This is a genomic window from Pseudomonas sp. 3MAES_34.3B, from assembly GCF_058145875.1.
The window spans coordinates 1,899,184-1,922,064 of record NZ_CM176960.1 but is presented as its reverse complement, the minus strand read 5'-3'; the positions used below and the strand labels follow the sequence as shown (position 1 = coordinate 1,922,064).

The following is a 22,881-nucleotide window of genomic DNA, read 5'->3' as shown; positions in this document are numbered from 1 at the left end:
CGTTGCCGAGGCTGAGGCCTTGCAGGATCATGCACAGCTGCCCTCAGTTTCAGGATTGTCATGCCCTCCCCCGCCTCTCTTCGTACGCTCGCGTTCCCCATTGGCCTTCTCGTGATTGCCATGGCTTCCATCCAGTCCGGTGCCTCACTGGCAAAATCGCTATTCCCGCTGATAGGCGCACCCGGTACAACCGCCGTTCGCCTGGTATTCGCCGCTGTCATCCTGCTGATCGCCCTGCGCCCGTGGCAAACACGGATGTCCCTGCACGGGCTTCGCCATGTCTTTGTCTATGGTTTGGCGCTGGGCGGGATGAACCTCCTCTTCTATATGGCACTGCGCACGGTGCCGCTGGGTATTGCCGTTGCACTGGAGTTCACCGGCCCGTTGGCGGTAGCGGTGCTGTCATCCCGTCGCAAAGTGGACTTCTGCTGGGTAGGGTTGGCGCTGGCCGGTCTGCTACTGCTGGTACCGGGTGCCGCCAGTGCCGGCGCGGTAGATGCCACCGGTGCATTGTTCGCACTGGCCGCCGGGGCATGTTGGGCGCTTTATATAGTGTTCGGGCAGAAAGCCGGGGCCGCCCATGGCATCCAGACCGCCGCGCTTGGAGTTACCCTGGCTGCCATCTGTATCGCGCCGTTCGGTGTTATCTCCGCCGGGGCTGCGCTGTTGAATCCTTCGATCCTGCCCGCAGCCATCGGCGTGGCCATCTTATCGACGGCCCTTCCTTATAGCCTGGAAATGGTTGCGCTTACTCGCATGCCTGCGCGTACGTTCGGTATCCTGATGAGCATGGAGCCAGCGATCGGCGCGCTGTCGGGGCTGCTGTTCCTGGGCGAGGCGCTTACCCTGAACCAATGGCTGGCGATCGCTGCCATCATTGCCGCCTCGGCTGGCGCAACGCTCACCCTGCCGCGCCAGCCAACCGCGGTAGCGGCGGCTGACTAGGCCACGGCCTTACACTGGGGCAGTGCGGCTGTTGAGCCAAGCCAAGGCATTGCCGCTCACCCTCGGGGCGAGACGCTCGCGCACTTGCGCGTGATACCGGTTAAGCCACTCGCGCTCATGCGGTGCCAGGCGCTCCGGTAGCAGGCAACGGGTGTCGATGGGGCATAAGGTCAGGGTTTCGAACTGCAGAAACTCACCGAACTCACTCCGCCCCGCCGCCCGGGTCGCTACCAGGTTCTCGATGCGCACACCCCAGCGGCCTGGCCGGTACGTGCCAGGCTCGATGGAAGTAATCATGCCTTCACGCATGGCGGTATGGGGCGCCGGCGCCGCCTGATAGGCGATCACTTGCGGGCCTTCATGCACATTGAGGAAGTAGCCCACCCCATGGCCGGTACCGTGCCCGTAGTTGACGTTGTCCGCCCAAAGCGGCGCCCTCGCGATCGCGTCCAGCAGCGGCGTGAGTATGCCTTCAGGGAAGCGCGCGGCGGACAGTGCCATCATGCCTTGCAACACGCGGGTACAGTCTGCCTTCTGCTCCTCGGTGGGCGTGCCAACCGGAACCATGCGCGTGATATCGGTGGTACCGCCCAAGTACTGGCCGCCTGAATCGATCAGCAGCAGGCCATCACCTTCAATGACTGAATGTGACGATGGCGTGGCGCGATAGTGCGGCAACGCGCCGTTCGGGCCATAGGCCGCGATCGTCGCGAAACTGGGGCATACGTAACCGGCTTGACGCGCACGTGCGGCAATCAGCTGCTCATCGATGGTCACCTCGGTCACCACCTCGGTACCCAGTGCGCTCTCCAGCCAGGCGAAAAACTCGCAAAGCGCAGCGCCGTCCCGTTCCATCGCCTCCCGTACATGGGACAGCTCCGCTTCGCTTTTGCAGGCCTTGAACAAGGTGCTGGGGTTGATCTGCTCAATCAGCCGGACCGAGGTGGGCAGCTTGGCGACCAAACCCGCAGTGACCCTTGCCGGGTCGATCAACAAGGACGTCTCTGGGGCCAACGCCGCGAGGTCCGTCATTACCTGCTCGTAATTGCGTACTTCCACATCATCATCGGCCAGCGCGGCCTGCAGATTAGGGGCGACCGTGCCCTGCCCTACCCACAGCACCGCCTTGTCTTCGCGTACCATCGCGAAGGCGAGGAACACCGGGTTGTAACTCACGTCACTGCCGCGCAGATTGAACAGCCAGGCGATATCGTCGACAGTGGCGATGAAGTGAGCATTCGCCCCGGCCTCGGCCATCGCTTGGCGTACCCGACGCAGTTTGCTGGCCAAGGCCTCGGTGGCCTCGGGCGCCGCATGGGCAACTACGGGCTTGCCGGGCAACGCTGGCCGTTCGGGCCACACCTCGGCGATCCAGTCGCGCCCACCCCGCAATTGGATGCCATTGGGTTCAAGCTTCTGCCTCAGGCTGCGCTCGGCCTGCAAGGCCAGCACACGAGCATCCACCGCAACGCTGCCGCCGCTGGGTACGTGCTCGGCGAGCCAGTCCAGGGGGCCGGGCGCACCCGGTTGCAGCTTCATCAGGCTGATTCCGCTACCGCTCAATTCCCGCTCAGCCTGCTCCCAATACCGGCTGTCTGCCCACAGCCCGGCAAACGCACCACTGACCACCAAGGTACCCACGGAGCCTTCGAAGCCGGAGAGCCAGCGGCGCGCCTGCCAATGGCCCGGGAGGTATTCGGACAGGTGGGGGTCGGCCGACGGTACCAGCAAGGCATCCACACGCTCGCGTTCCAGCAGTGCGCGAACGGCGGCAATGCGATCAGGAACCGAGCCGTGAGGGCGAGAAGAGGAAGTCATTGAAGCTCCAGCACCATGAATAAAGAAGCAATCATGCGGCACGCCCGGCATCAGCGGCAAGTCAGGGCCCGGGCTGTGGCGCTGAACTTCCGGCGGTTGCGCTCTTCATAACTTGAGAGGATGGCCGTTCAAGGCCAGCGTTAGTGTTCCGACTTCGTCAAGCTGGAGGTGCATCATGCCCCGTGGAAGCAAAGACAAATACACCGACAAACAAAAAGACAAGGCCGCGGCCATCGAGAAGCAGTATGAGGCCAAGGGCGTACCCGCCAAGGCCGCCGAAGGGCGTGCCTGGGCCACGGTCAACAAGCAGTCCGGCGGCGGGGAGAAGTCCGGCAGCGGCAAAAGTACCAGCCCCAAGGCCAAATCCCGTGCCCGACACGACAGCGCGGAGCGCGCTGCGGCGAGCCGTAAGGGCGAGTCGCGCTCATCCAACGCCTCGCTCGCCACGCAAACCAAAGCCTCACTGATGGCCGAAGCCCGTAGCAGGAATATTCCCGGCCGCTCGTCCATGGACAAGCAGGCCCTGATAGACGCACTGCACAAAGCCTCCTGACGCGGAAGCCGACCATGAATGCAGTCTCGGCCTATGATGCGGTCAAGCTTCTGGCGGGCGATACGGCCACCCCGCAACACGAACGTGACGTTCACCAGAAGCTCGCCGCAATGTTATGTGACCTGCTGGGCATCCGGCCTGCCCGGGTGCTCCAGACAGACGACGCCCCCGCACCCCACACCTACTACCTGCCTGCGCGCACGCTCACCGGGCAGGCGGCCATGCGGGTGAACGTGCACTCGCAAGCGGATTTCTTCGGCGGCTGGGTGAGTGATCCTTTCATCGCCACCAAGGCAATTTCCCATCCTTTATATCCTGACAGCCAGGCGCCCTCGACCTGGCAGCCTGAGTTCGCACGGCAGGCAGGCGATGCGCTGCTGCCCGGGTGGACTGTTTTCAGCAAAGTTGACGCAATGCGTGCGGGCCGCTCCATGCTCGAACAGGCGGCATTCCGGCTAAAGCCGGTACGCGCGACGGCGGGCCGAGGCCAACAAGTGATCGACTCTCTCGCGGCGCTAGAAAAGGCCTTGGCACCCATGGATGAAAAGGAGTTGAACGACTGGGGCCTGGTGCTTGAGGAAAACCTCATCGACGTTGAAACCTTCAGCGTCGGGCAAGTACGCGTAGGAAGTCAGACAGCCAGTTATTACGGTACCCAACGCCTGACCGAAGACAACCAGGGTGAATGGGTATACGGCGGCTCCGATCTCAACGTTTACCGGGGCGACTATGACGCCCTGCTGCAAGACAACCTGGCGCCTGCGCTGAAAACGGCGATACATCAGGCCCGGGCCTATGAACAGGCCGTGGAAAGCAGCTACCCCGGTTTCTTTGCCTCCAGGCGCAACTACGACATCGCCGTGGGTACCACCCATGACGGCCGCCGGCTGAGCGGCGTGCTGGAACAGTCGTGGCGGGTTGGCGGTGCCAGCAGCGCGGAAATCCTGGCCCTGCTGGCGTTCAAGCAAGACCCGACCTTGCGCAAGGTGATCGCCTCCACCCACGAAGCGTTCGGCCCTTTCAGTGTGCCCGAAGGCGCCGAACTGTTTTTTCAGGGCGATGACGCCGCGGTAGGCTTCATTACCAAATACGCACGGATCCGACCCTATGGCCATAGTGAGTGAACCCATCGAACTGCAGGTCGACGATCAAAGCATCGCCGGCACCCTGTTAAGCCCCAGCCCAAAGCTACCTGGCATTTTGTTCGTACACGGATGGGGCGGGAGCCAGCAGCGCGACCTCGGCCGCGCCAAAGGCATAACGGGGCTGGGCTGTGTATGCCTGACGTTCGACCTGCGCGGCCATGCCCGAACCGAAAGCCAGCGCCAAACCGTAAACCGGGAGCAAAACCTGAAGGATGTATTGACCGCGTATGACAGGCTGGTCAGCCACCCGGACGTAGACCAGGACTCCATTGCGGTTGTAGGCAGCAGTTACGGGGGTTATCTGGCTGCGCTGCTCACCGCGCAGCGCAAGGTCCGCTGGCTTGCCCTTCGGGTGCCTGCCTTGTACTGGGACAAGGAATGGGAGGTGCCGAAGTCCGCATTGAACCGGGAAGGCCTGGCCCATTACCGCCGTACCGTGCTCACCCCGGCCGATAATCGCGCCCTGGCCGCCTGCGCCGAGTTTGCCGGCGATGTATTGCTGGTGGAGTCAGAGCATGACGACTACGTGCCGCACACCACCCTCATGAGTTATCGCTCCGCCTTCGTCGGCGCTCACTCGCTGACCCATCGTATCGTTGATGGCAGCGATCATGCTCTCACCAGCGAAGCGTGCCAGAAGGCCTACAGCAGTATCCTGACCAACTGGATCAGCGAAATGGTCATCGGCTCTCGCCTGGAAAACTACCCTCACCATTCCGCGGTGTATTCCTGACAAGGCCCGTACCTCAGCTTTCGCGGCCTGCCTGGGCAGCGGGTACAGCATCCTGAACCAGGCCGGTGGCGTTGGCGTTTTGCCCACGGACCAGCCTGGCCCGGGCTTGAACGTATTGATCGAATGGCAACCCTTGCCTGTTCAGAGCTTCCATGGACAGCTCGAAGCGCTCTTCAGCGGAATACGGGCGGGTTTCAGGGCCAGTGGTGGTGCAACCGGCCAGAACGGCAACGGACATCAGCGGAATCAGCAGCAGCGAGCGTTTCATGGGAACCTCCAGCCCCATCGGGCGGTTACGTTTCGGGAATGAACTCAGGCTAAGCCCGCGCTCGCTCACAGAAAAATCACCGGGTTTGATAGTGGCTATTGCCCGCGCAACGGTATGGCGATGGAACCCCCGCGCCAGGGCGGGCGGGGGCTGCTGAAACAGAGGATCAGAGGGTGCCCTGAACCTTGCTGGCGATATCGGCAGGCAGCCAGGCCTGAAGCCATTCAGGATGAGCCTTCAGCAACTCGGCGGCCACCTTGCGCGGCTCGAGGTGTTTTTCGCTCATGGTCGCCAGCGCTTGGTTCAGCGGGGCAATGGGCAGGTCTACCTTGGCAAGGAAGGCGCTGATTTCAGGGTGCGCCTGCTCGAATGCAGTGGACACGCCCACCGACAGCTTCGAGGCCAGGGATCGCGTGGGCCGCGGGTTCGGGTTGCTGGCATCGGTGAGGGTCTTCCAGGCTTCGGCGTCGAACGGCGGCTCTTCCAGTTGAATGAAGTCATAACGGCCGAGCAGTGGCGTGGGGCTCCAGTAATAGAACAGCACCGGCTTTCCCCGTTTCACCGAAGAGCTGATTTCGGCGTCGAGGGCCGCGCCCGAGCCTGCCCGGAAGTTGGTGAAGCTGTCAGTCAGGCCATAGGCCTTGAGCTTCTGCCCGTTCACCACTTCGGAAGTCCAACCGGTGGGGCTATTGAGGAAACGTCCCTTCCCGGGGCTTTCCGGGTCCTTGAACACGTCCTTGTATTGCGCAAGGTCCGTCACGCTATGCAGGTCCGGCGCGAGCGGCTTGATACCCTTGGTGGGGTCGCCCTTGACCACGTAGGCCGGCACCCACCAGCCTTCGGTGGCACCTTTCACAATATCGCCCAGGCCTTTGACCTGGCCCTTGGCTTCGGCGTCGTTCCACACCGGGCTGCGGCCGGCCCACTCCTCGGCAATCACCTGGATGTCGTTTCTGGCGAGGGCCGCCTCAAGGGTAACCGTGGTACCGGGCAGTGTTTCGGTAGGCAGGCCGTAGCCCTTCTCCACTACGTACCGGAGCATTTCGGTAATGAGGCTACCGCTTTCCCAGTTCAGATCAGCGAACCGGACGGTATCGTTGGCGCTGGCGTTGGACAGATAACCGAACGCAAGCGCGGCGCAGAACCCCGCCAGCGTTCTATGGAGTCGTTTCATGGGTACCTCCTGGGCTGTAGGCAGATGACAGCCACAGCCTAGCCGAGGTTGCGCCAAACGCTGCGCTTACTGCTCGCTTGCCTTGAACGTGAGCTCACCGGCCCGCCATTTCGCTGCCTTGGCCACTGCAGCCTTGAGAGGCTTGGTCAGCCCTCCCACAAGTTGCTCATTGGCCGCGAACACCAGCATTACGCTCTGGCCCTGGCGGAACACCACGCCATTGCCCATGGGCGTTTGCACAAAGGCGTATTCGCCAAGGCCGTAGATGGTGAACTTGAGGTCGCGAAACTTGATCTCGAACTTGCCGCCTTCGCGGCTAGGCAGCACGGCAGCCCGAAAATGATCGCCTACTTTCAACTGCAAGCCGGGCTTGTCGTCGACTACAAGAGCGGTTTCGGTATCCACCTCAGCCATGTAGAGGCTGTCGGCGGACTGTTCGGTGATGTAGACAAAACGAGATTGAAATAACTTGACCAACTTAGCGCGCAAATCGCCCAGAACAAAAAGAGCGTGCATATCCAGATTGCTGACTGCCAACGAAAGATCCTCAACCCGATGGTAGAACCGGTCGCTCCCGGTTTGTGGCCAGCCTGCAGCCGACCATGAAAATACGGGGCAAAGCCCTGACATGAACAAATGGACCGGCAGATGGGCAACGATCGCGAATGGATCATCCCTCTGAAGCGGTTGCCGGTAACACGGGATTCTCTGCCAAAACCCCCAGTAAAGAAAAGCCCTTTCCGATCATTGTCGAAAACAGTCACGAAAAGGGCGAACTCCACGCAAGATACGGGGTTCAAATCCAGTGACGTAACCGTGTTTACTGAACCTGAATCGGAGCCCCCAATGGAAGACGTCCATCACGACCTGGAAAGCCTGTTCGCCCAACTCGGCCTGGGTACCAGCGGGCCGGAAATAGACAAGTTCATCGACGAACACCAACTTCCAGCCGACGTAAAGGTGTCAGAGGCCGAATTCTGGAACGATTCCCAGGCTGCCCTGCTCAAGGAGTCGATCATGGCCGATGGAGAAGAAGCCATGTGGGTCGACGAGCTTAATACCCGCCTGCACCACGACGCCAACCAGCAGGCCACTCCCCCGGCCGTTTGATCGCGCTCACCCTCTTGCCGCCTGGGGCTTGTAACCCAGGCGCAACCCTCCCCAGTGGCGACCCCGCACCATGATCGGCACGGAAAGGTCGTGCATCAGTTCTCCCGTATCCCGGGTATAGGTTTGTAGCAACAGCGGCTTCTGATGGCTGCCACAGCGGATGCCGGTGCGGTCGTCGAACTTGCGCTTGCTGCGTGAATACACCACGTCCTGTTGCGGATCACCCGTTGGCGGCCGGCTGAACGCCTGGTTGTGGGTAGGCACATAGCCCTCTGGCGTACAGGCAATGGCAAACACCATCCCCTCGTGGCGCTTGAGCAATGGTTCCTGGATCGCGGGCAGCGCGTCATCGGTATACCGATCGAAGCGGGTCTGATACTTGGCCGGCGTGGTACCTGGAATCAGCCGGTACTGGCGATCGAACAGATCATCGAGGCTGATACGGCCGGCGGCAAGGTCCTGCTCGAAGCGCTGCTCGATAGCGCGCGCACCTTCCAGCGCCAGGCTGTACACCCGCTGGTGATAGTCATCGAGCCCTACTTCCGCCAAGCGCTCGCTGATCACCTCGGCCTGCCGCTCCATATTTTCCGCAGCCTGCGCGAGCGCTCGGGTTTGCTCATCACTGATGGCCAGGTCTGCGCGCATCCCGGCGATTGCTTCGAACAACGCTTCCAATTGCTGCTGATTCCCGCGCGCACCTTCGGCAATGGTCTGCACCTGCCGCTCTACGCCTTCCGATAGCTCGGCAATCCGTGACAGCTCGCTGCCCGTATGCTCTACCTGTTCCACGCCCTGACGCAGGTCGTCGCTGAGCAGGGCAATCTGCTCCATCACGTCGGCCGTACGCTGCTGAATCTCGCCGACCATCTTGCCCACCTCCTCGGTCGCCGTAGCGGTGCGCCCGGCCAGGCTTCGCACCTCGTCGGCCACCACCGCGAAACCGCGCCCGTGCTCCCCGGCGCGGGCGGCTTCGATGGCGGCATTGAGGGCAAGCAGGTTGGTCTGGCTGGCGATGGACTGGATAACCAGCGCCACACGCTGGATATCTTCACTTCGCTGGCTGAGCATTTCGATGGACGCGCGGCTGGCCGTCGCCCGTTCGCTGAGTTGATGCATCCGCTGGATGGACTGTGCCAGCACGCCGCGGCCGCTGGCACTGCTCTGGCGGGCCTGGGAGGACGCCGCCAGGGCTTGCTCGCTAAAGGTACTGGCCAGGTGCTCGGTGCGGATCATGGCCTCGGCGCTGCCAACGATGCGGGCAGCGCCAGCCAGTTGTGATTGCACCCTGCCGGCCAGCAGGCGAACCGACCAGGCGACCCCGGCCGCAGAAAGGGCGTTATGGCTTGTAGCGCGGGAAAGGTCACGGGTAAGGGTGGCCATGGGTGCGGCCGTGGCAGGGATAGCCGGAGCGGATCTGCCGGCAGGCAGCAGTGGCAGCCACAGTGCAACCAGCGCCAGCAGCCCTGTGATGGCTGGAGCAAAGCCCGCAAGCTCACTGGCAGCGACGGCCACCAATACCAACAAGCTTTGCAACAGGGCCCGGCGCCATGGCCGGGCCGGGACCGAGGGGCTCTGGGGGGTAGACGACAAACCCTGCACTGCACCGGGAAGGTTCATGCCTGCGACTCCTGCTGGGGCTTATAATTGGCTTTCCCCATCTTGGTCTATCGTCGCGTTGCCAGCCATGCTGCCTTCGTCTCACTCGATGACTGGCACCCAGGGCGCGGGATCAGGCCTGGCGCTGATGCCGGTCGATCTGCTCGTGGCGTTCCTGCGCTTCGATGCAGTATTTGGTAGTGGGGCTGATCAGCAGGCGCTTGAGGCCGATAGGCTCGCCGCTGTCTTCGCACCAGCCGAAGGTATCCTCGGCGATACGCCCCAGCGCCTGCTCCAGCTGTGGCAACAGGCGCTGGTCGCGCTCGATGGCATTTACCAGCCAGTGGCGTTCTTCTTCCACGGAGGCGGCGTCCGCCGGGTCGGCCGGGGAGTCCAGGCTTTCGATCGCAATCCGGCTTTCGTCGATACGTGCCTGGGTTTCGACCTTCATGGCTTGCAGCAGCTTGGTGAAATAAGCCTGCTGTTCGGCGTTCATGTAGTCATCGGCCGGCATGGCCAGCAACTTTTCCTTCGTCATTGATATCTCGATAAACCTGCGTGAGACGGATCGTTGGCCGGTCGCGCCAGCGGTGCCGGGCGACGGGTAAAATCAAATAAGGGGCGGGAGTCTACGGGCGTGAGCAGCAGGCAGCAATAGCGCGGGCCGAATTGCCGGAATACCGGGCGCGGGGTGCCGACCGTCGGTGAACATGACACGTTCATGAAACCTGCAGGAACGCACGTTCAATAATGAGTCTCATTATGTTACAAAACGCAATCTCATTCTTCATTGACGCGGTGCTTAATGCTCGTTCCGTTCCTGATCATGCTGCGCGAAGGCATCGAAGCCGCGCTGATCGTAGGCATCATCGCCAGCTACCTCAAGCAGACGGGTCGGGGCGAATGGATGCCTGCCGTATGGGTGGGCGTATTCCTCGCAGTGGCCGTGGCGTTGCTGGCCGGTGGCGGCCTGGAACTGGCCAGCGCCGAGTTTCCGCAAAAGCAGCAAGAGCTGTTCGAAGGCGTGATCGGACTGCTGGCGGTGGGGATTCTCAGCTCCATGGTGTTCTGGATGCGCAAGGTGGCGCGCTCGATCAAGCACACGCTTCATGCATCCCTCGACACGGCGCTGGCCGGCTCGCGCAATCAGGTTTTTGCATTGATCGCCATGGTGTTCTTCGCCGTAGCCCGCGAGGGGCTGGAAACCGTGTTCTTCCTGTTGGCTGTGTTTCAGCAGAGCGAGGGCACTGGCGCCCCGCTGGGCGCGCTGCTGGGGCTGGTGGGTGCTGTGGCCGTGGGGGTCGCCCTGTACCGCGGCAGCCTGAAGCTGAACCTGTCGCGGTTCTTCCGCTGGACGGGGCTGTTCATCCTGGTGGTGGCGGCGGGCATCCTGGCAAATTCGGTACAGGCCCTGCATGAAGCCGGCCTATGGAACGGCTTGCAGCACGTGGTGTTCGACTGGAGCGCCCAACTGCCCGTCGATAGCCCCGCCGGCGCGGTGCTGGCGGGCATGTTCGGCTATCAGGACACGCCCACCGTCAGCACGCTGGGTGCCTGGGCCGGGTACCTGCTGATTGCCTTGGCGCTGTTTTTCGCACCGGTGCGCCCTGCCCGCAACGCCGCACCCACTGTAAGCCATTCTTAAGGTTTTTCATGCCCACATCTGCTCCTCGGCCGCCACGCCTCATGCGCGTGGCCGTAGCCGGTTCGGTGATCCTGATGATCGCCGCTGGCGGCCTGTTCTATTACGCCTCTCAAGTGGCCAGCGAAAAACGCAAGGCCCATGCGGGCCAGGAAACCGTCGTCACCATCCACGACCACAGCTGTGAGCCCGCCGCGCTGAGCGTGCCGGCGGGCAAGGCTGCCTTCCGTATCGTGAATGCCTCCGACCGTGCCGTGGAGTGGGAAATCCTCGATGGCGTACTGGTACTCGAGGAGCGGGAAAACATCGCGCCTGGCCTGAGCCAGATCATCAATGCCAGCCTGGAACCAGGCCAATATGCGATCACCTGCGGCTTGCTCAGCAACCCCCGGGGCACGTTGACCGTTACGGCCACTGCGGAGTCCGACGCGCGTGCCAAGGCGCGCCCTTCGCTCACCACCTTTATTGGCCCGCTGTCCGAGTACCGGGTGTACCTCAGCCAGCAAGGCACCGCACTGGTGGCGGCAGTCAATGCCTTGTCCGCCGCCATTGATGCCGGAGACCTCACCAAGGCGCGCCAACTGTACGCGCCCGCCAGGGCGGCTTATCAGCGCATTGCCGGCGCCGCGCAGCGCTTTTCCGAGTTGAACAATGCCATTGATGCCCGGGCTGACTACTACGAGAAGCGCGAGCAGGACCCCGCCTTCGCAGGCTTCCACCGGCTGGAGTATGAACTGTTCGATGCCAACGCTCAGGCCGCTCAGCCGCTGGCACCGATCGCTCGCAAGCTGTTGGCCGATGTAACCTTGCTGAAAACCCAACTGCTGGCCCAGCCGATCCCGCCCGAGCAACTGGTGGCCATGGTGTCGCGCAACCTGCGCAGCCTGGCCGAGCACCGCTTCAACGGCGAGGAAGAGCGCTACAGCCACACCGACCTCAATGGCTTCGCCGCCAACCTGGAGGGTGCGAACAAGGTTGTTTCGCTGATGCGCCCTTTGGTGGAGAAAACCGCCGCTGACGTGCAGCACCGCATTGATACCGCCAGCGCAGCCCTGAACGACACGCTGCAGGCGGCGCGCAGCGAGGGTCAGTGGCCTGCCTATACCCAACTCACCCAGACGCAGCGCCAGGCCATCGCCGATCGCGCCCGCGATCTGGCCGACGCCCTGGATGGCATCGATCCGGCCCTTGGCCTGTCCGATCTCTGAGGGCATACATGCAATGACCGATACACGCCACCTCCCCTCCCTTGAACGCCGCCGGGTGCTGTTTGGCCTGGGCGCCGCGGGTGCCGCGCTCGCTGGCAGCGGCCTGGGCTGCCCGATGATGGCGCAAGCCAACGAAGGCAAGGTGACCGAGGCGCCGAAAAGCGAACGCACCGAAGACCGCCACCCCTACGAAGGGGTACACCAGGCCGGCATCGTCACGCCACGCCCTGCTGCGGGTATGGTCGTGGCGTTCGACGTGCTCGCCAACGACCGCGCCGACCTGGAGCGCCTGTTCCGCACCCTGGACGAGCGTATCCGGTTCCTCACCCGTGGTGGCCCCGTGGACAACCTGGACCCGAAACTGCCGCCGGCCGATTCAGGGATTCTTGGCCCGGTGGTCAGCCCGGACAACCTCACCATCACAGTGTCCGTGGGTGCTTCGCTGTTCGATGACCGCTATGGGCTGGAGGCGGTCAAGCCCAAGCGGCTAAGCCGCATGGTGGGCTTCCCGAACGACGCTTTGGAAGAAGATCGCTGCCACGGCGACCTCAGCCTGCAGTTTTGCTCCAACACGCCGGATACCAACATCCATGCGTTGCGAGACGTCATCAAGGCATTGCCAGACCTGTTGTTCGTGCGCTGGAAGCAGGAGGGGTCGGTGCCGCCCCAGGCGCCGACCAAGCCGGGGGAGCCTGCACAGAACGCGCGTAACTTTTTGGGCTTTCGCGACGGCAGCGCCAACCCGGACTCCACCGATACCCAAGCCATGGATCGGCTCGTGTGGGTACAGCCGGGCAGTGATGAGCCTGCCTGGGCTGCCCAAGGCAGCTACCAGGCGGTGCGCGTCATCCGAAATTTCGTGGAGCGCTGGGACCGCACCCCGCTGCAAGAGCAGGAAAGCATCTTCGGCCGCCGCAAGGGCAGTGGCGCGCCCATGCAAGGCGGCGATGAGTTTGCCCTGCCCGATTACAGCAAGGACCCGGAAGGCAAGCTCACCCGCCTCGACGCGCATATACGCCTGGCCAACCCACGTACGCCCGGCAGCGAGGCGAACCTGATCTTGCGCCGGCCGTTCAACTACTCCAACGGCGTGAACAAGAACGGCCAACTCGACATGGGGCTGCTGTTCATCTGCTATCAGGCCGACCTGGAGCAAGGCTTCATCACGGTTCAACGCCGGCTCAACGGCGAGCCGCTGGAGGAATACCTCAAACCTGTCGGTGGTGGGTATTTCTTCACCTTGCCGGGCGTGCGCAACGCCGAGGACTTCATCGGCCGCGCGCTACTGATTGCTACGCCTCACAACAACACCACTACTTGACCCTGGGGATGCACCACATGAAACGAACCTTGCTCGCGTCCATGATTGCCATGACCGCCCTCGCCGCTCCGGCTTTTGCCGCCACGCCAGCAGGCCTGGACCTGGTACAGCCGATTTCCGACTACAAGATCTACGTCACCGAAGAAGTGGGCAAGCTGGTCAGTGAAACCCAGGCGTTCACCGATGCGGTCAAGGCCGGCGACCTGGCCACGGCGAAAAAGCTCTACGCACCTACCCGCGTGCACTATGAAGCGATCGAACCCATCGCCGAACTGTTCAGCGACCTGGATGCTTCGATCGACTCCCGCGTGGACGACCACGAGCAAGGCGTGACGGCGGATGATTTCACCGGCTTCCACCGTATCGAATATGGCCTGTTCGACCAGAACACCACCAAAGGTTACGAAGGCTTCGCCGATCAGCTGGTCAAGGATGTGAAAGACCTTCAGGCCCGCATTGACGGCTTGACCTTCCCGCCGGAAAAAGTAGTGGGTGGCGCCGCGGCGCTGCTTGAAGAAGTGGCCGCCACCAAGGTGACCGGCGAAGAAGATCGCTACAGCCATACCGACCTGTATGACTTCCAGGGCAACGTGGACGGCGCCAAGAAGATCGTCGACCTGTTCCGCCCACAGATCGAGAAGCAGGACAAAGCGTTCGTCGCCAAAGTGGACAAGAACTTCGCCACCGTGGAAACCATCCTGGCCAAGTACAAGACCAAGGACGGTGGCTTTGAAACCTATGACAAGGTAAAGGAACGTGACCGCAAGGCCATGATCGGCCCGGTGAACACCTTGGCCGAAGACCTTTCCACCCTGCGTGGCAAGCTCGGCCTGAATTAAAGCAACACCGCCCGGGGGTGATCGTACCCCCGGGCATCATCTGTGCTGTATGCCCCGCCAACAGCTTCACTGATAACACGCCTGCTAGTCTTGTCCCGGCTACCCTGCGCAATTAGATTGCCCAGCCAAGAGCCATTCATTCAAGGGACCCGCATGGCGCTCACTGATCAGACCATCAGCTTGCGTGAAGGCGAAGCACTCGACGGCGCCGCTGTCGATGCCCTTCTCAAGGCGCACCTGCCCAGCCTCAACGGCGCACCCACGATCCGCCAGTTTCCCGGTGGGGCGTCCAACCTTACTTACCTGCTTGCCTACCCGGACCGGGAGCTGGTGCTACGGCGCCCGCCGTTCGGTCACAAAGCCCGTAGCGCCCACGACATGGCCCGCGAATACCGCATCCTGGACAAGCTCAGCCGTAGTTTCAGCTATTGCCCCCGGCCGGTACTGCTATGTACCGACGAAAGCGTGATCGGCGCGCAGTTTTATGTGATGGAGCGGTTGCGCGGAGTCATCCTGCGCAAAGACCTGCCACCCGAATTGGGCCTGGATGCCGACGCGACCACTGCCCTGTGCAAGAGCTTCGTCGACCGCCTGGTGGAGTTGCATCAGGTGGACTACAAAGCCTGTGGCCTGGAAGACCTCGGCCGCCCCGAAGGCTATGTGCAGCGACAAGTCGAAGGCTGGTGCGAGCGTTACACCAATGCACTCACACCGGATGCCCCGGCGTGGGCGCCGGTGATGGACTGGCTACGTGACAAGCGCCCTGCCGACAGTGGCCGGGCCAGCCTGATCCACAACGATTACCGCTTCGATAACGTGATTCTCGACCCGGCCAACCCCATGCGCATCACGGGCGTACTGGACTGGGAGCTCGCTACCCTGGGCGACCCGCTGATGGACCTGGGCAATTGCCTGGCGTACTGGGTGCAAGCCGACGACCCACAGGCAGTGCAACTTACTCGCCGCCAGCCCAGCAACGCCCCCGGCATGCTCACCCGCTCGGAAATGGTCGCTTACTACGCGCAGCGTTCGGGCATCACCGTGGGCAACTTCGACTTCTACTACGTACAGGGGCTGTTTCGCCTGGCCGGGATCGTCCAGCAAATCTATTACCGCTATTTCCATGGGCAGACCCGCGATCCGCGGTTCGCTCAATTCGTGGCCATGAACGCCTTGCTGGAGCAGATGAGCCTGCAGGTGATCGGCCGTTCCACCCTTTGACAGGAGGTTGCATGCCCACCGATCTATTTGACCTTTGCGGCAAGGTCGCTTTCGTTTCCGGTGCCAGCCGCGGCATCGGCGAAGCCATCGCACGCCTGCTGGCCGCCCAAGGTGCCCACGTGATCGTTTCCAGCCGCAAGCTCGAAGGCTGCCAGGCCGTGGCCGACGCAATCGTCGCACAGGGTGGCCAAGCCACGGCGCTGGCGTGCCATATCGGAGAGCCCGAGCAGATACAGCAGGCTTTCGAGACTATCCGCTCGCGCTTCGGCCGGCTGGACGTGCTGGTCAACAATGCCGCCACCAACCCTCAGTTCTGCCATGTGCTGGACACCGACATCGCCGCGTTCCAGAAAACCGTGGACGTGAACATCCGCGGGTACTTCTTCATGTCGGTAGAAGCGGGCAAGCTCATGCGTACCCATGGCGGCGGCAGCATCATCAACGTAGCCTCGATCAACGGGGTATCGCCTGGTGCATTTCAGGGGGTGTATTCGATCACCAAGGCGGCGGTGATCAACATGACCAAGGTGTTCGCCAAGGAATGCGCGGCGCTGGGCATTCGCTGCAACGCGCTGCTGCCCGGGCTCACCGACACCAAATTCGCGTCGGCGCTGGTGAGCAACGAGAAAATCCTGGCCCAGGCGCTCACCCATATTCCCCTGGGGCGTGTGGCGGCGCCCACGGAAATGGCCGGCGCGGTGCTGTACCTGGCCAGCGCCGCCTCCAGCTACACCACGGGCACGGCGCTTAATGTGGACGGCGGGTATCTGGCCTAAGCAGCCGCGGGTGCTACTCACGGCTGCGGCATAGCTGGCAGCTGTGAAACTTTCTTAGACATTCCCGGGCTCTGCGCCCGGCCCCACGACGATTCAAGCTAGAATGCGCACCCCGTTCCAACGCAGTAGCGCGCCATGCCTTTCGATCTCAGCGTTGCCCCCACCACCCTGGCCATTCTTGCCGGGGTGGCGTTCCTTGCCGGTTTCATCGATGCCATCGCTGGCGGTGGTGGCTTGCTCACCACCCCTGCCCTGCTCACCGCCGGCCTGCCACCACACCTGGTGCTCGGCACCAACAAACTCAGCTCCACGTTCGGGTCAGGCATCGCCAGCTTCACCTATTACCGGCGCAAGCTGTTCCAGCCGCGGCAATGGGTGCACGCGCTGGTATGCACCGGGATAGGTTCACTGCTTGGTGCTGGCGTAGCTCATTATCTGCCGGCCGAGTGGCTGAACAAAATGCTGCCGGTGATCGTATTCGCCTGCGGCCTCTACCTGTTGTTCGGCGGCACGCCCAAGGCGCCGGTGGACAGCAACGCACCGGTGCGCAAGAAATGGCAAGCACCGCAGGGGCTCGGGCTTGGGTTCTATGATGGCGTGGCGGGGCCGGGTACGGGTGCGTTCTGGACGGTCAGCAGCTTGCTGCTCTACCCCATCGACCTGGTGAAGGCCAGCGGTGTGGCCCGCAGCATGAACTTCGTCAGCAACGCCGCCGCGCTGGCGGTGTTCATCGCTTCGGGGCAGGTGGACTGGATCATCGGCCTTACCATGGGCGCCAGCCTGATGGTGGGCGCGTTCCTGGGGGCCCGCACCGCCATCAACGGCGGCGCGGCCTTCATCCGCCCGGTGTTCATTACCGTGGTGCTGGCGCTGACCGTGCGGTTAGCCTGGCAGCACTGGTTCGGGCAAGCCTGACCGGCGCGCAACGTACAAGTCGATCAGGTAGCGAGCGATGGAGCGCGACGCTGGCAACGGCGGCAGCGCGTCGATGCGGAACCAGCGGGCGTCCTCGATTTCATCCAGCTGAGGAATGATCTCTCCGCTGGCGTACTCGGCATGGAAGCCCAGCATCATCGAGTGGGGGAATGGCCAGCACTGGCTGCCCATGTACTGGATGTTGCGCACTTCCAGGCTTACCTCCTCCCGCACCTCACGGATCACGCATTCCTCGGCGCTTTCGCCCGGCTCGGCAAAGCCGGCCAGGGTGCTGTACACGCCGGTGACGAACCGCGGCGACCTTGCCAGCAGTATCTCGTCGCCTCGGGTGATCAGCACGATCATGCTGGGCGAAATGCGGGGGTAGGCACGCAGCTCGCAGCGGTCACAGTACATGGCCCGCTCGCCGGGCACCTGCACCATGGGCTTGCCACAGCTACCGCAGAAACGGTGCTCGCGTGCCCAGGTGCCGATCTGCGCGGCATAGGCCAGCATGCGGTAATGCTCGAAGTCGGTTTGCAGCATGAACTGCCGCAGCCCCTGCCATTGGCAATTGCTCACCACTATGGGGCCTTCGAACTCCAGCAAGTACACCGGCTGATCGTCCAGGTAACCTATGCCGTGCTCGAACAGTATCGGCAGGCCCAGGCCTTTGAGCCAGTCACGGGCAAACAACACACCCTTGCTGTCGAACATGAAGCCCTCGGGGCTTCGGGCCACGGCCCAGCCCCCGGTGGGTTCGGTATCCAGTACTGCGGTAATCCAGCGATGCGCCATGTTAAAAAATCCTGGTAATGCCGTGCGGTCAATCCTCGAAGCGCGCGGCCTGTTTGCTCAGGCTGGCAGCCAGCGCCACCTTGAGGTCGCTTCCCTGTAGCATGGCCGCGTTCCAGGTGGCCACGTATTCAAGCCCATCCTCCACCGAATGGTCGCGCATGTAGCTGAGCATGCGCTTGGTGCCTGTCACCGCCAGCGGCGACTTCTCCGCAATCCGCTGCGCAAGCGCGAACACGCCCTCCTCCAACGCCTGCACCGTGGCAAATACCTGGTTCACCAGGCCCAGCCGCAACGCTTCTTCAGCACGGACCTCGCGCCCTGTGTACGCCAGCTCGCGCAGCATGCCATCACCGATGATGCGCGGCAGGCGTTGCAAGGTGCCCACATCCGCCGCCATCCCCATGTCCACTTCCTTGATCGAGAAGCGGGCATCCTCGCTGCAGTAACGCATGTCGCACGTGGCGATCAAATCTACCGCGCCGCCGATGCAGTAGCCCTGGATGGCCCCCAGTACTGGCTTGCTGCAACGCTCCACTGCGGTCAGGGCGGCCTGAAGCGCGAGAATCTTGCGCCGCAACAAGCGTGCATTGCGGCCCACATCAGGCCCCAGCTCGGCAGCGACCTGGGCGAGCATCGCCAGGTCGATACCCGCGCTGAAATGTTCGCCAGCGCCGCTGAGTACCACCGCGCGCACGTCATCGGAAGCGTCCAGGGTGTTGAATATCTGTTCGATCTCCACCCAGAACGCAGCGTTCATTGCATTACGCTTTTCCGGCCGATTGATCACCACATGGGCAACCGCCCCTCGTCGCTCCACACGAAACGCGCTGTACTCGGTCATCGCCAGGTCCTTGTTGTTATCGAACGCGGACTATAGCAATCGCTGCCGGCCGGGTCACCGGAGCACGCGCGGCAGAATGAACCGCTCGATCGCGGTGGCCACCCCGTCCTGCTCGTTACTGTCAGTGACTACATCCGCCGCGTCGCGAACATCGGCACTGGCCTGGCCCATCGCAATCGCCAGGCCCGCTACCTCGAACATGGCCACGTCGTTATGCCCGTCGCCCAGTACCGCCGTTTCCTCCAGTGGAACGCCCAAATGCCGCGCCAGCCGGGCCAACGCCTTGCCTTTGTCCGCTTCCAGGGCGGTGATGTCCAGGTAGTAAAGCTGGGAGCGCGCGGCATGTGCCTGGCTACCGAGCACTGGCTGGATTGCCGCTTCGAGCTGTTCCAGCAGCGCGTGATCGGCAGTGGTGGCGACGATCTTGTCCACGCGGTCCAGGTAAGGCTCAAAATCGGTTACTTGAACAGCGTCATAGCCCAAGGCATGCCGTTCCGTATCCATGTGTGCCGCGTTCCGGTTTTTCAGCAGCCAGTCGCCATCTGCGAACAGCCATACGTCTACCGGGTGATCGGCGAAGAAGGCCAACGCCGCCTTCACCGCCTGGGGCGCGATGGTATGTGCTTCCAGCAAGCGGCCGTCCGGGTATACCAGGTTGCCCCCGTTGAAGCCGGCGATCGGTGCGGTCACGCCCAGCAAGCGCGCCTGTTCGAGCATCGCCCGCGGGGGCCGGCTGCTGGCCAGGCTGAAGGTTACGCCGGCCGCCTGTAGTTTGCCCACGGCCGCCACCACTGCGGGCGCAAGGCTGTGATCGCGGCGCAGCAGGGTGCCGTCCATGTCGCTCAGGACCAGCCTGATGGGCGCGCTCATCCGAGGGAATGCCAGGTACGGCCTTCACGGGCCAGCAATTCATCCGCAGCCGCCGGGCCATCGCTGCCGGCCGGGTACTCGCTCAAGGCGCCCTGCTCTCGCCAGGCATCCAGAAACGGCTGCACTGCCCGCCACCCGTTCTCGATGTTGTCCGCGCGCTGGAACAAGGTCTGGTCACCGATGAAGCAGTCGTATAGCAAGGTTTCGTAGCCAGTGGAGGGTTGCATCTGGAAGAAATCCTTGTAGGCGAAGCCCAGCTTCACGTTGTCGATTACCAGGGCCGGGCCTGGGCGTTTGGCTTGCAGGTCAAACCACATGCCTTCGTCAGGCTGGATCTGCATGTGCAGGAAGTTGGGCTTGATGTAGTCCACGTTGGTATCGCGGAACTGCGCATAAGGCGCCGGCTTGAAGCAGATGGCGATCTCGGTGTCCCGCACGCTCAGCCGCTTGCCGGTACGCAGGTAGAAAGGCACGCCCATCCAGCGCCAGTTATCGATCATCACCTTGAGCGCCACGTAGGTTTCGGTTTCGCTGTCGGGCGCTACCCGGTCCTCTTCGCGATAGCCCTTCATCCCTTTGGCGCCCGCCACGTATTGAGCGCGCACGGAATTGGCCAGTGCCTCCTCGGTTGTCCAAGGCCGAATGGCACCAATCACCTTGGCCTTTTCGCCGCGCACGGCGTCCGCCCCGAACGCAGCCGGGGGTTCCATGGCGACCATGGCGAGCAACTGGAACAGGTGATTGGGGACCATGTCCCGCAGTGCACCGATGCTGTCATAGAACCCACCGCGGGTTTCGACGCCCACGGCTTCGGCAGCGGTGATCTGAACGTGATCGATGTAATGGTTGTTCCAGAAGGCCTCGAAGATCCCGTTGGAGAAACGGTTGACCATGATGTTCTGCACGGTCTCCTTCCCCAGGTAATGGTCGATTCGGTAAATCTGCGACTCGCTCATCACGTCCAGCAGCTGGGTATTGAGCGCCTGGGCGGTTTCAAGGTCCGAGCCGAACGGCTTCTCCACCACTACACGCCGGTAGGCGTTGGGCTGTTCATAGAGCAGGCCGGCACGCGCCAGGCGCTGTGAAACCTCGGTGAAAAACCGCGGCGACGTGGCCAGGTAAAACACGGCATTGCCTGTGGCCGTGGCCTGAAGGGTGCGGGCGAGGGTCTGGTAGGTTTCGTCGTTGGTGAAGTCGCCGGTCACGTAGCTGATGCGCTTGGCCAGCGGCTCCCACACCGCAGGATCGATGATGGTGGCTTCAGCTTGCTCAGGGTGCCGGGCCCGGGCCTGATCGATGATGAAAGATTTGAGACGTTCGGCGAACTCGGCATCGCCGACTTCGTTGTGGTCAACGCCCACGATATGCAGGTGGGGGTCCAGCAGCCCGTCACGGGCCAGGTTGTACACCGCCGGCATCAGCAGGCGTTTTACCAGATCGCCATGGGCGCCAAAGAGAAACAGGGTCGCCGGGGGTGCCGGCTCGGCCGTGGTTTTGCCTCGCTTCATACAGCTGTCTCCCGCGCTGATGGGCATACGCTGCACGGCCAGTGGCGCGAGCAACGGCAAGTCACCCGGGCTGTGGCGCGCCGCCAGAGCCCGGGCGTGGAAACTACTTCTTCACTTCGATGTGGCCACCGAAGCCAAAGCGCATGGCCGACAGCATCTTGTCGCCATAGGTGGCCTCCTGACGAGAACGGAAGCGCGCGAACAACGAACTGGCCAGCACCGGTACCGGAACAGCCTGCTCCACGGCTGCGTCGATGGTCCAACGGCCTTCGCCGCTGTCGGACACCGAGCCCGAGTAACCGGCGAGTTCAGGGTCCGACACCAACGCGTCAGCGGTGAGGTCCAGCAACCAGGAGGACACCACACTGCCCCGGCGCCATACTTCGGCGATGTCGGCCAGGTTGAGGTCGTAACGCTGGTCTTCCGGCAGCTGGGTCGAGTTCTTGGTCTTGAGAATGTCGAAGCCTTCGGCAAAGGCCTGCATCATGCCGTACTCGATGCCGTTGTGAATCATCTTCACAAAGTGGCCAGCGCCCGCGGGGCCTGCGTGGATGTAGCCCTTCTCGGCGCGAATATGCCCAGCTTCGCGCCCCTTGGTACGGGGGATTTCGCCTACGCCCGGCGCGAGTGTTTCGAACAGGGGCTCGAGGCGTTCGAAAACAGCTGTCTCGGCGCCGATCATCATGCAGTAGCCACGGTCCAGCCCCCACACGCCACCGGAGGTGCCGACATCCACGTAGTGGAGTTGTTTTTCCAGCAAGGCCTTGGCGCGGCGGGCGTCGTCCTTGTAGAAGGTGTTGCCACCGTCGATGATCACGTCGTCCGGCTCGAGCAGGCTGGCGAGTTCGTTGATGGTGTCCTCGGTCGGCGCGCCGGCGGGCAGCATTACCCACACCGCGCGAGGCCGTTCGAGGTTGGCGACGAGGTCTTCCAGGCTGTGCGCCCCCTTGGCGCCTTCCGGCTCGAGCGCTTGCACGGCTTGCGCGTTGCGGTCGTATACCACCGTGTGATGGCCGTTACGCATGAGGCGTCGTGAAATATTCCCACCCATGCGACCCAGTCCCACGATTCCCAATTGCATGCCGGTAACTCCAGAAAATGTAAGAAAAGCCGTAACAGCTTATAGCAGCCCGCCGCTGAAGGTTAGTCCGAAGCGCCTGCGGAAGGTTTCAGCCCCCTATGTAAAAGTTCCCGACAAGCGGTAAACCGGCTCAAACCCGCGTGCGACGTGGCTTTGGCGTCATTTACCTGCCGGAAGCCGGGACAACACTGAAATAAAAAGTTCCCAAGCGACCATAAAGAAATCAGAATCGGAGCCGATCAAGGACATAACCCGGCGGGGAACACCCCACGAGGTCAGCCCTTAACGTAGTGATCCGCCATCGAGGTGTGCAATGGGTAACGTAGTCGTAGCCAAACAACCCCAAACGCTGTACGTCACCATCCGTCGTGACGAGTTGCACGACCTCAAGGCCGAGCGCGACCAGCTCAAGCGTAAAGTCGCCCAGCTGAGCACCATGCTCTCCCAGGCCACCCACGGCGCTCTCGACTTCGTGCCCACCGCGCGTATCGCCTGATACCGCGAAGCAGGCACGGCGCT

At 62.7% G+C, this 22,881-nt stretch carries 24 protein-coding genes; 13 read left to right on the top strand and 11 right to left on the bottom strand.

Annotation, left to right across the window (positions count from 1 at the left end):
- Positions 1-60 precede the first annotated feature (60 nt).
- Complete coding sequence (gene rhtA, locus AC3Z8Y_RS08435; RefSeq protein WP_490089287.1) at positions 61-945, top strand: threonine/homoserine exporter RhtA; 885 nt, start codon at positions 61-63, stop codon at positions 943-945.
- Positions 946-954: 9 nt separating this feature from the next.
- On the opposite strand, the gene AC3Z8Y_RS08430 is transcribed toward rhtA, so the two are convergent.
- Positions 955-2,763 carry an aminopeptidase P family protein gene (locus AC3Z8Y_RS08430; protein WP_490089286.1) on the bottom strand — a complete coding sequence of 603 codons (1,809 nt, stop codon included), beginning with the start codon at positions 2,761-2,763 and terminating at the stop codon, positions 955-957.
- 175 nt (positions 2,764-2,938) lie between these two features.
- On the opposite strand from AC3Z8Y_RS08430, the gene AC3Z8Y_RS08425 reads away from it, so the two are divergent.
- From AC3Z8Y_RS08425 to AC3Z8Y_RS08415, 3 genes are read left to right on the top strand one after another with little or no spacing between them, the layout of a single operon-like run.
- Entirely contained in the window at positions 2,939-3,316 is a 378-nt protein-coding gene (locus AC3Z8Y_RS08425; RefSeq protein WP_490089285.1) for a termination factor Rho, read from the top strand.
- A 14-nt stretch (positions 3,317-3,330) separates the two neighbouring features.
- Positions 3,331-4,440 carry a DUF3182 family protein gene (locus tag AC3Z8Y_RS08420; protein ID WP_490089284.1) on the top strand — a complete coding sequence of 370 codons (1,110 nt, stop codon included), beginning with the start codon at positions 3,331-3,333 and terminating at the stop codon, positions 4,438-4,440.
- A complete protein-coding gene (locus AC3Z8Y_RS08415) occupies positions 4,424-5,194 on the top strand; it encodes an alpha/beta hydrolase family protein (RefSeq protein WP_490089283.1) in 771 nt (256 codons plus the stop codon). The genes AC3Z8Y_RS08420 and AC3Z8Y_RS08415 overlap by 17 nt, the downstream gene beginning before the upstream one ends.
- Before the next feature lie 13 nt (positions 5,195-5,207).
- Here the strand turns inward: AC3Z8Y_RS08415 and AC3Z8Y_RS08410 are convergent, their stop codons facing one another.
- The 3 genes from AC3Z8Y_RS08410 to AC3Z8Y_RS08400 form a co-directional block, all read right to left on the bottom strand.
- Positions 5,208-5,462 carry a hypothetical protein gene (locus AC3Z8Y_RS08410; protein WP_490089282.1) on the bottom strand — a complete coding sequence of 85 codons (255 nt, stop codon included), beginning with the start codon at positions 5,460-5,462 and terminating at the stop codon, positions 5,208-5,210.
- 166 nt (positions 5,463-5,628) lie between these two features.
- On the bottom strand, positions 5,629-6,636 hold the full coding sequence (locus tag AC3Z8Y_RS08405; protein WP_490089281.1) for an ABC transporter substrate-binding protein: 1,008 nt from the start codon (positions 6,634-6,636) through the stop codon (positions 5,629-5,631).
- A 66-nt stretch (positions 6,637-6,702) separates the two neighbouring features.
- The gene (locus AC3Z8Y_RS08400; RefSeq protein WP_181115789.1) at positions 6,703-7,173 is read right to left on the bottom strand and encodes a hypothetical protein; all 471 of its coding nucleotides are present in this window, start codon (positions 7,171-7,173) and stop codon (positions 6,703-6,705) included.
- 309 nt (positions 7,174-7,482) lie between these two features.
- On the opposite strand from AC3Z8Y_RS08400, the gene AC3Z8Y_RS08395 reads away from it, so the two are divergent.
- Positions 7,483-7,746, top strand: a complete 264-nt coding sequence (locus AC3Z8Y_RS08395; RefSeq protein WP_181122540.1) for a DUF2789 family protein — start codon at positions 7,483-7,485, stop codon at positions 7,744-7,746.
- Positions 7,747-7,752: 6 nt separating this feature from the next.
- Here AC3Z8Y_RS08395 and AC3Z8Y_RS08390 read toward each other — a convergent pair whose 3' ends face one another.
- Positions 7,753-8,979, bottom strand: a complete 1,227-nt coding sequence (locus AC3Z8Y_RS08390) for a methyl-accepting chemotaxis protein (protein ID WP_490089961.1) — start codon at positions 8,977-8,979, stop codon at positions 7,753-7,755.
- Positions 8,980-9,475: 496 nt separating this feature from the next.
- Positions 9,476-9,880: a TraR/DksA family transcriptional regulator gene (locus AC3Z8Y_RS08385; protein ID WP_181115795.1), complete on the bottom strand. Its 405-nt coding sequence runs from the start codon at positions 9,878-9,880 to the stop codon at positions 9,476-9,478.
- Between the two features lie 267 nt (positions 9,881-10,147).
- On the opposite strand from AC3Z8Y_RS08385, the gene efeU reads away from it, so the two are divergent.
- The 7 genes from efeU to AC3Z8Y_RS08350 all read left to right on the top strand — a co-directional run bounded on the left by efeU (position 10,148) and on the right by AC3Z8Y_RS08350 (position 17,264).
- Complete coding sequence (efeU, locus tag AC3Z8Y_RS08380) at positions 10,148-10,987, top strand: iron uptake transporter permease EfeU (RefSeq protein WP_490089280.1); 840 nt, start codon at positions 10,148-10,150, stop codon at positions 10,985-10,987.
- A gap of 8 nt (positions 10,988-10,995) precedes the next feature.
- The gene (gene efeO / locus AC3Z8Y_RS08375; RefSeq protein WP_490089279.1) at positions 10,996-12,192 is read left to right on the top strand and encodes an iron uptake system protein EfeO; all 1,197 of its coding nucleotides are present in this window, start codon (positions 10,996-10,998) and stop codon (positions 12,190-12,192) included.
- A 13-nt stretch (positions 12,193-12,205) separates the two neighbouring features.
- Positions 12,206-13,513 carry an iron uptake transporter deferrochelatase/peroxidase subunit gene (gene efeB / locus AC3Z8Y_RS08370; RefSeq protein WP_490089278.1) on the top strand — a complete coding sequence of 436 codons (1,308 nt, stop codon included), beginning with the start codon at positions 12,206-12,208 and terminating at the stop codon, positions 13,511-13,513.
- Between the two features lie 17 nt (positions 13,514-13,530).
- Positions 13,531-14,352, top strand: coding sequence for an iron uptake system protein EfeO (efeO, locus tag AC3Z8Y_RS08365; protein ID WP_490089277.1), 822 nt, complete (start codon positions 13,531-13,533; stop codon positions 14,350-14,352).
- Between the two features lie 153 nt (positions 14,353-14,505).
- The gene (locus tag AC3Z8Y_RS08360; RefSeq protein ID WP_490089276.1) at positions 14,506-15,573 is read left to right on the top strand and encodes a phosphotransferase family protein; all 1,068 of its coding nucleotides are present in this window, start codon (positions 14,506-14,508) and stop codon (positions 15,571-15,573) included.
- Between the two features lie 11 nt (positions 15,574-15,584).
- Positions 15,585-16,349 carry an SDR family oxidoreductase gene (locus AC3Z8Y_RS08355; protein ID WP_490089275.1) on the top strand — a complete coding sequence of 255 codons (765 nt, stop codon included), beginning with the start codon at positions 15,585-15,587 and terminating at the stop codon, positions 16,347-16,349.
- A 135-nt stretch (positions 16,350-16,484) separates the two neighbouring features.
- On the top strand, positions 16,485-17,264 hold the full coding sequence (locus tag AC3Z8Y_RS08350) for a TSUP family transporter (protein ID WP_490089274.1): 780 nt from the start codon (positions 16,485-16,487) through the stop codon (positions 17,262-17,264).
- Here AC3Z8Y_RS08350 and nudC read toward each other — a convergent pair.
- From nudC to gnd, 5 genes are all read right to left on the bottom strand, one after another.
- The gene (gene nudC / locus AC3Z8Y_RS08345) at positions 17,232-18,062 is read right to left on the bottom strand and encodes an NAD(+) diphosphatase (protein WP_490089273.1); all 831 of its coding nucleotides are present in this window, start codon (positions 18,060-18,062) and stop codon (positions 17,232-17,234) included. The genes AC3Z8Y_RS08350 and nudC overlap by 33 nt on opposite strands.
- 28 nt (positions 18,063-18,090) lie before the next feature.
- Complete coding sequence (locus AC3Z8Y_RS08340) at positions 18,091-18,903, bottom strand: crotonase/enoyl-CoA hydratase family protein (protein ID WP_490089272.1); 813 nt, start codon at positions 18,901-18,903, stop codon at positions 18,091-18,093.
- Positions 18,904-18,957: 54 nt separating this feature from the next.
- On the bottom strand, positions 18,958-19,773 hold the full coding sequence (locus tag AC3Z8Y_RS08335; RefSeq protein WP_490089271.1) for an HAD family hydrolase: 816 nt from the start codon (positions 19,771-19,773) through the stop codon (positions 18,958-18,960).
- Positions 19,770-21,281 (bottom strand): glucose-6-phosphate dehydrogenase, encoded by a 1,512-nt coding sequence (gene zwf, locus AC3Z8Y_RS08330; protein WP_490089270.1) that lies wholly within the window; start codon positions 21,279-21,281, stop codon positions 19,770-19,772. Before zwf ends, AC3Z8Y_RS08335 begins: the two co-directional genes overlap by 4 nt.
- A gap of 103 nt (positions 21,282-21,384) precedes the next feature.
- Positions 21,385-22,362 (bottom strand): phosphogluconate dehydrogenase (NAD(+)-dependent, decarboxylating), encoded by a 978-nt coding sequence (gene gnd, locus AC3Z8Y_RS08325; RefSeq protein WP_490089269.1) that lies wholly within the window; start codon positions 22,360-22,362, stop codon positions 21,385-21,387.
- Between the two features lie 313 nt (positions 22,363-22,675).
- Here gnd and AC3Z8Y_RS08320 point away from each other — a divergent pair, with 313 nt between their 5' ends.
- The gene (locus AC3Z8Y_RS08320; protein WP_490089268.1) at positions 22,676-22,858 is read left to right on the top strand and encodes a DUF6026 family protein; all 183 of its coding nucleotides are present in this window, start codon (positions 22,676-22,678) and stop codon (positions 22,856-22,858) included.
- The last annotated feature ends 23 nt before the right edge of the window (positions 22,859-22,881 follow it).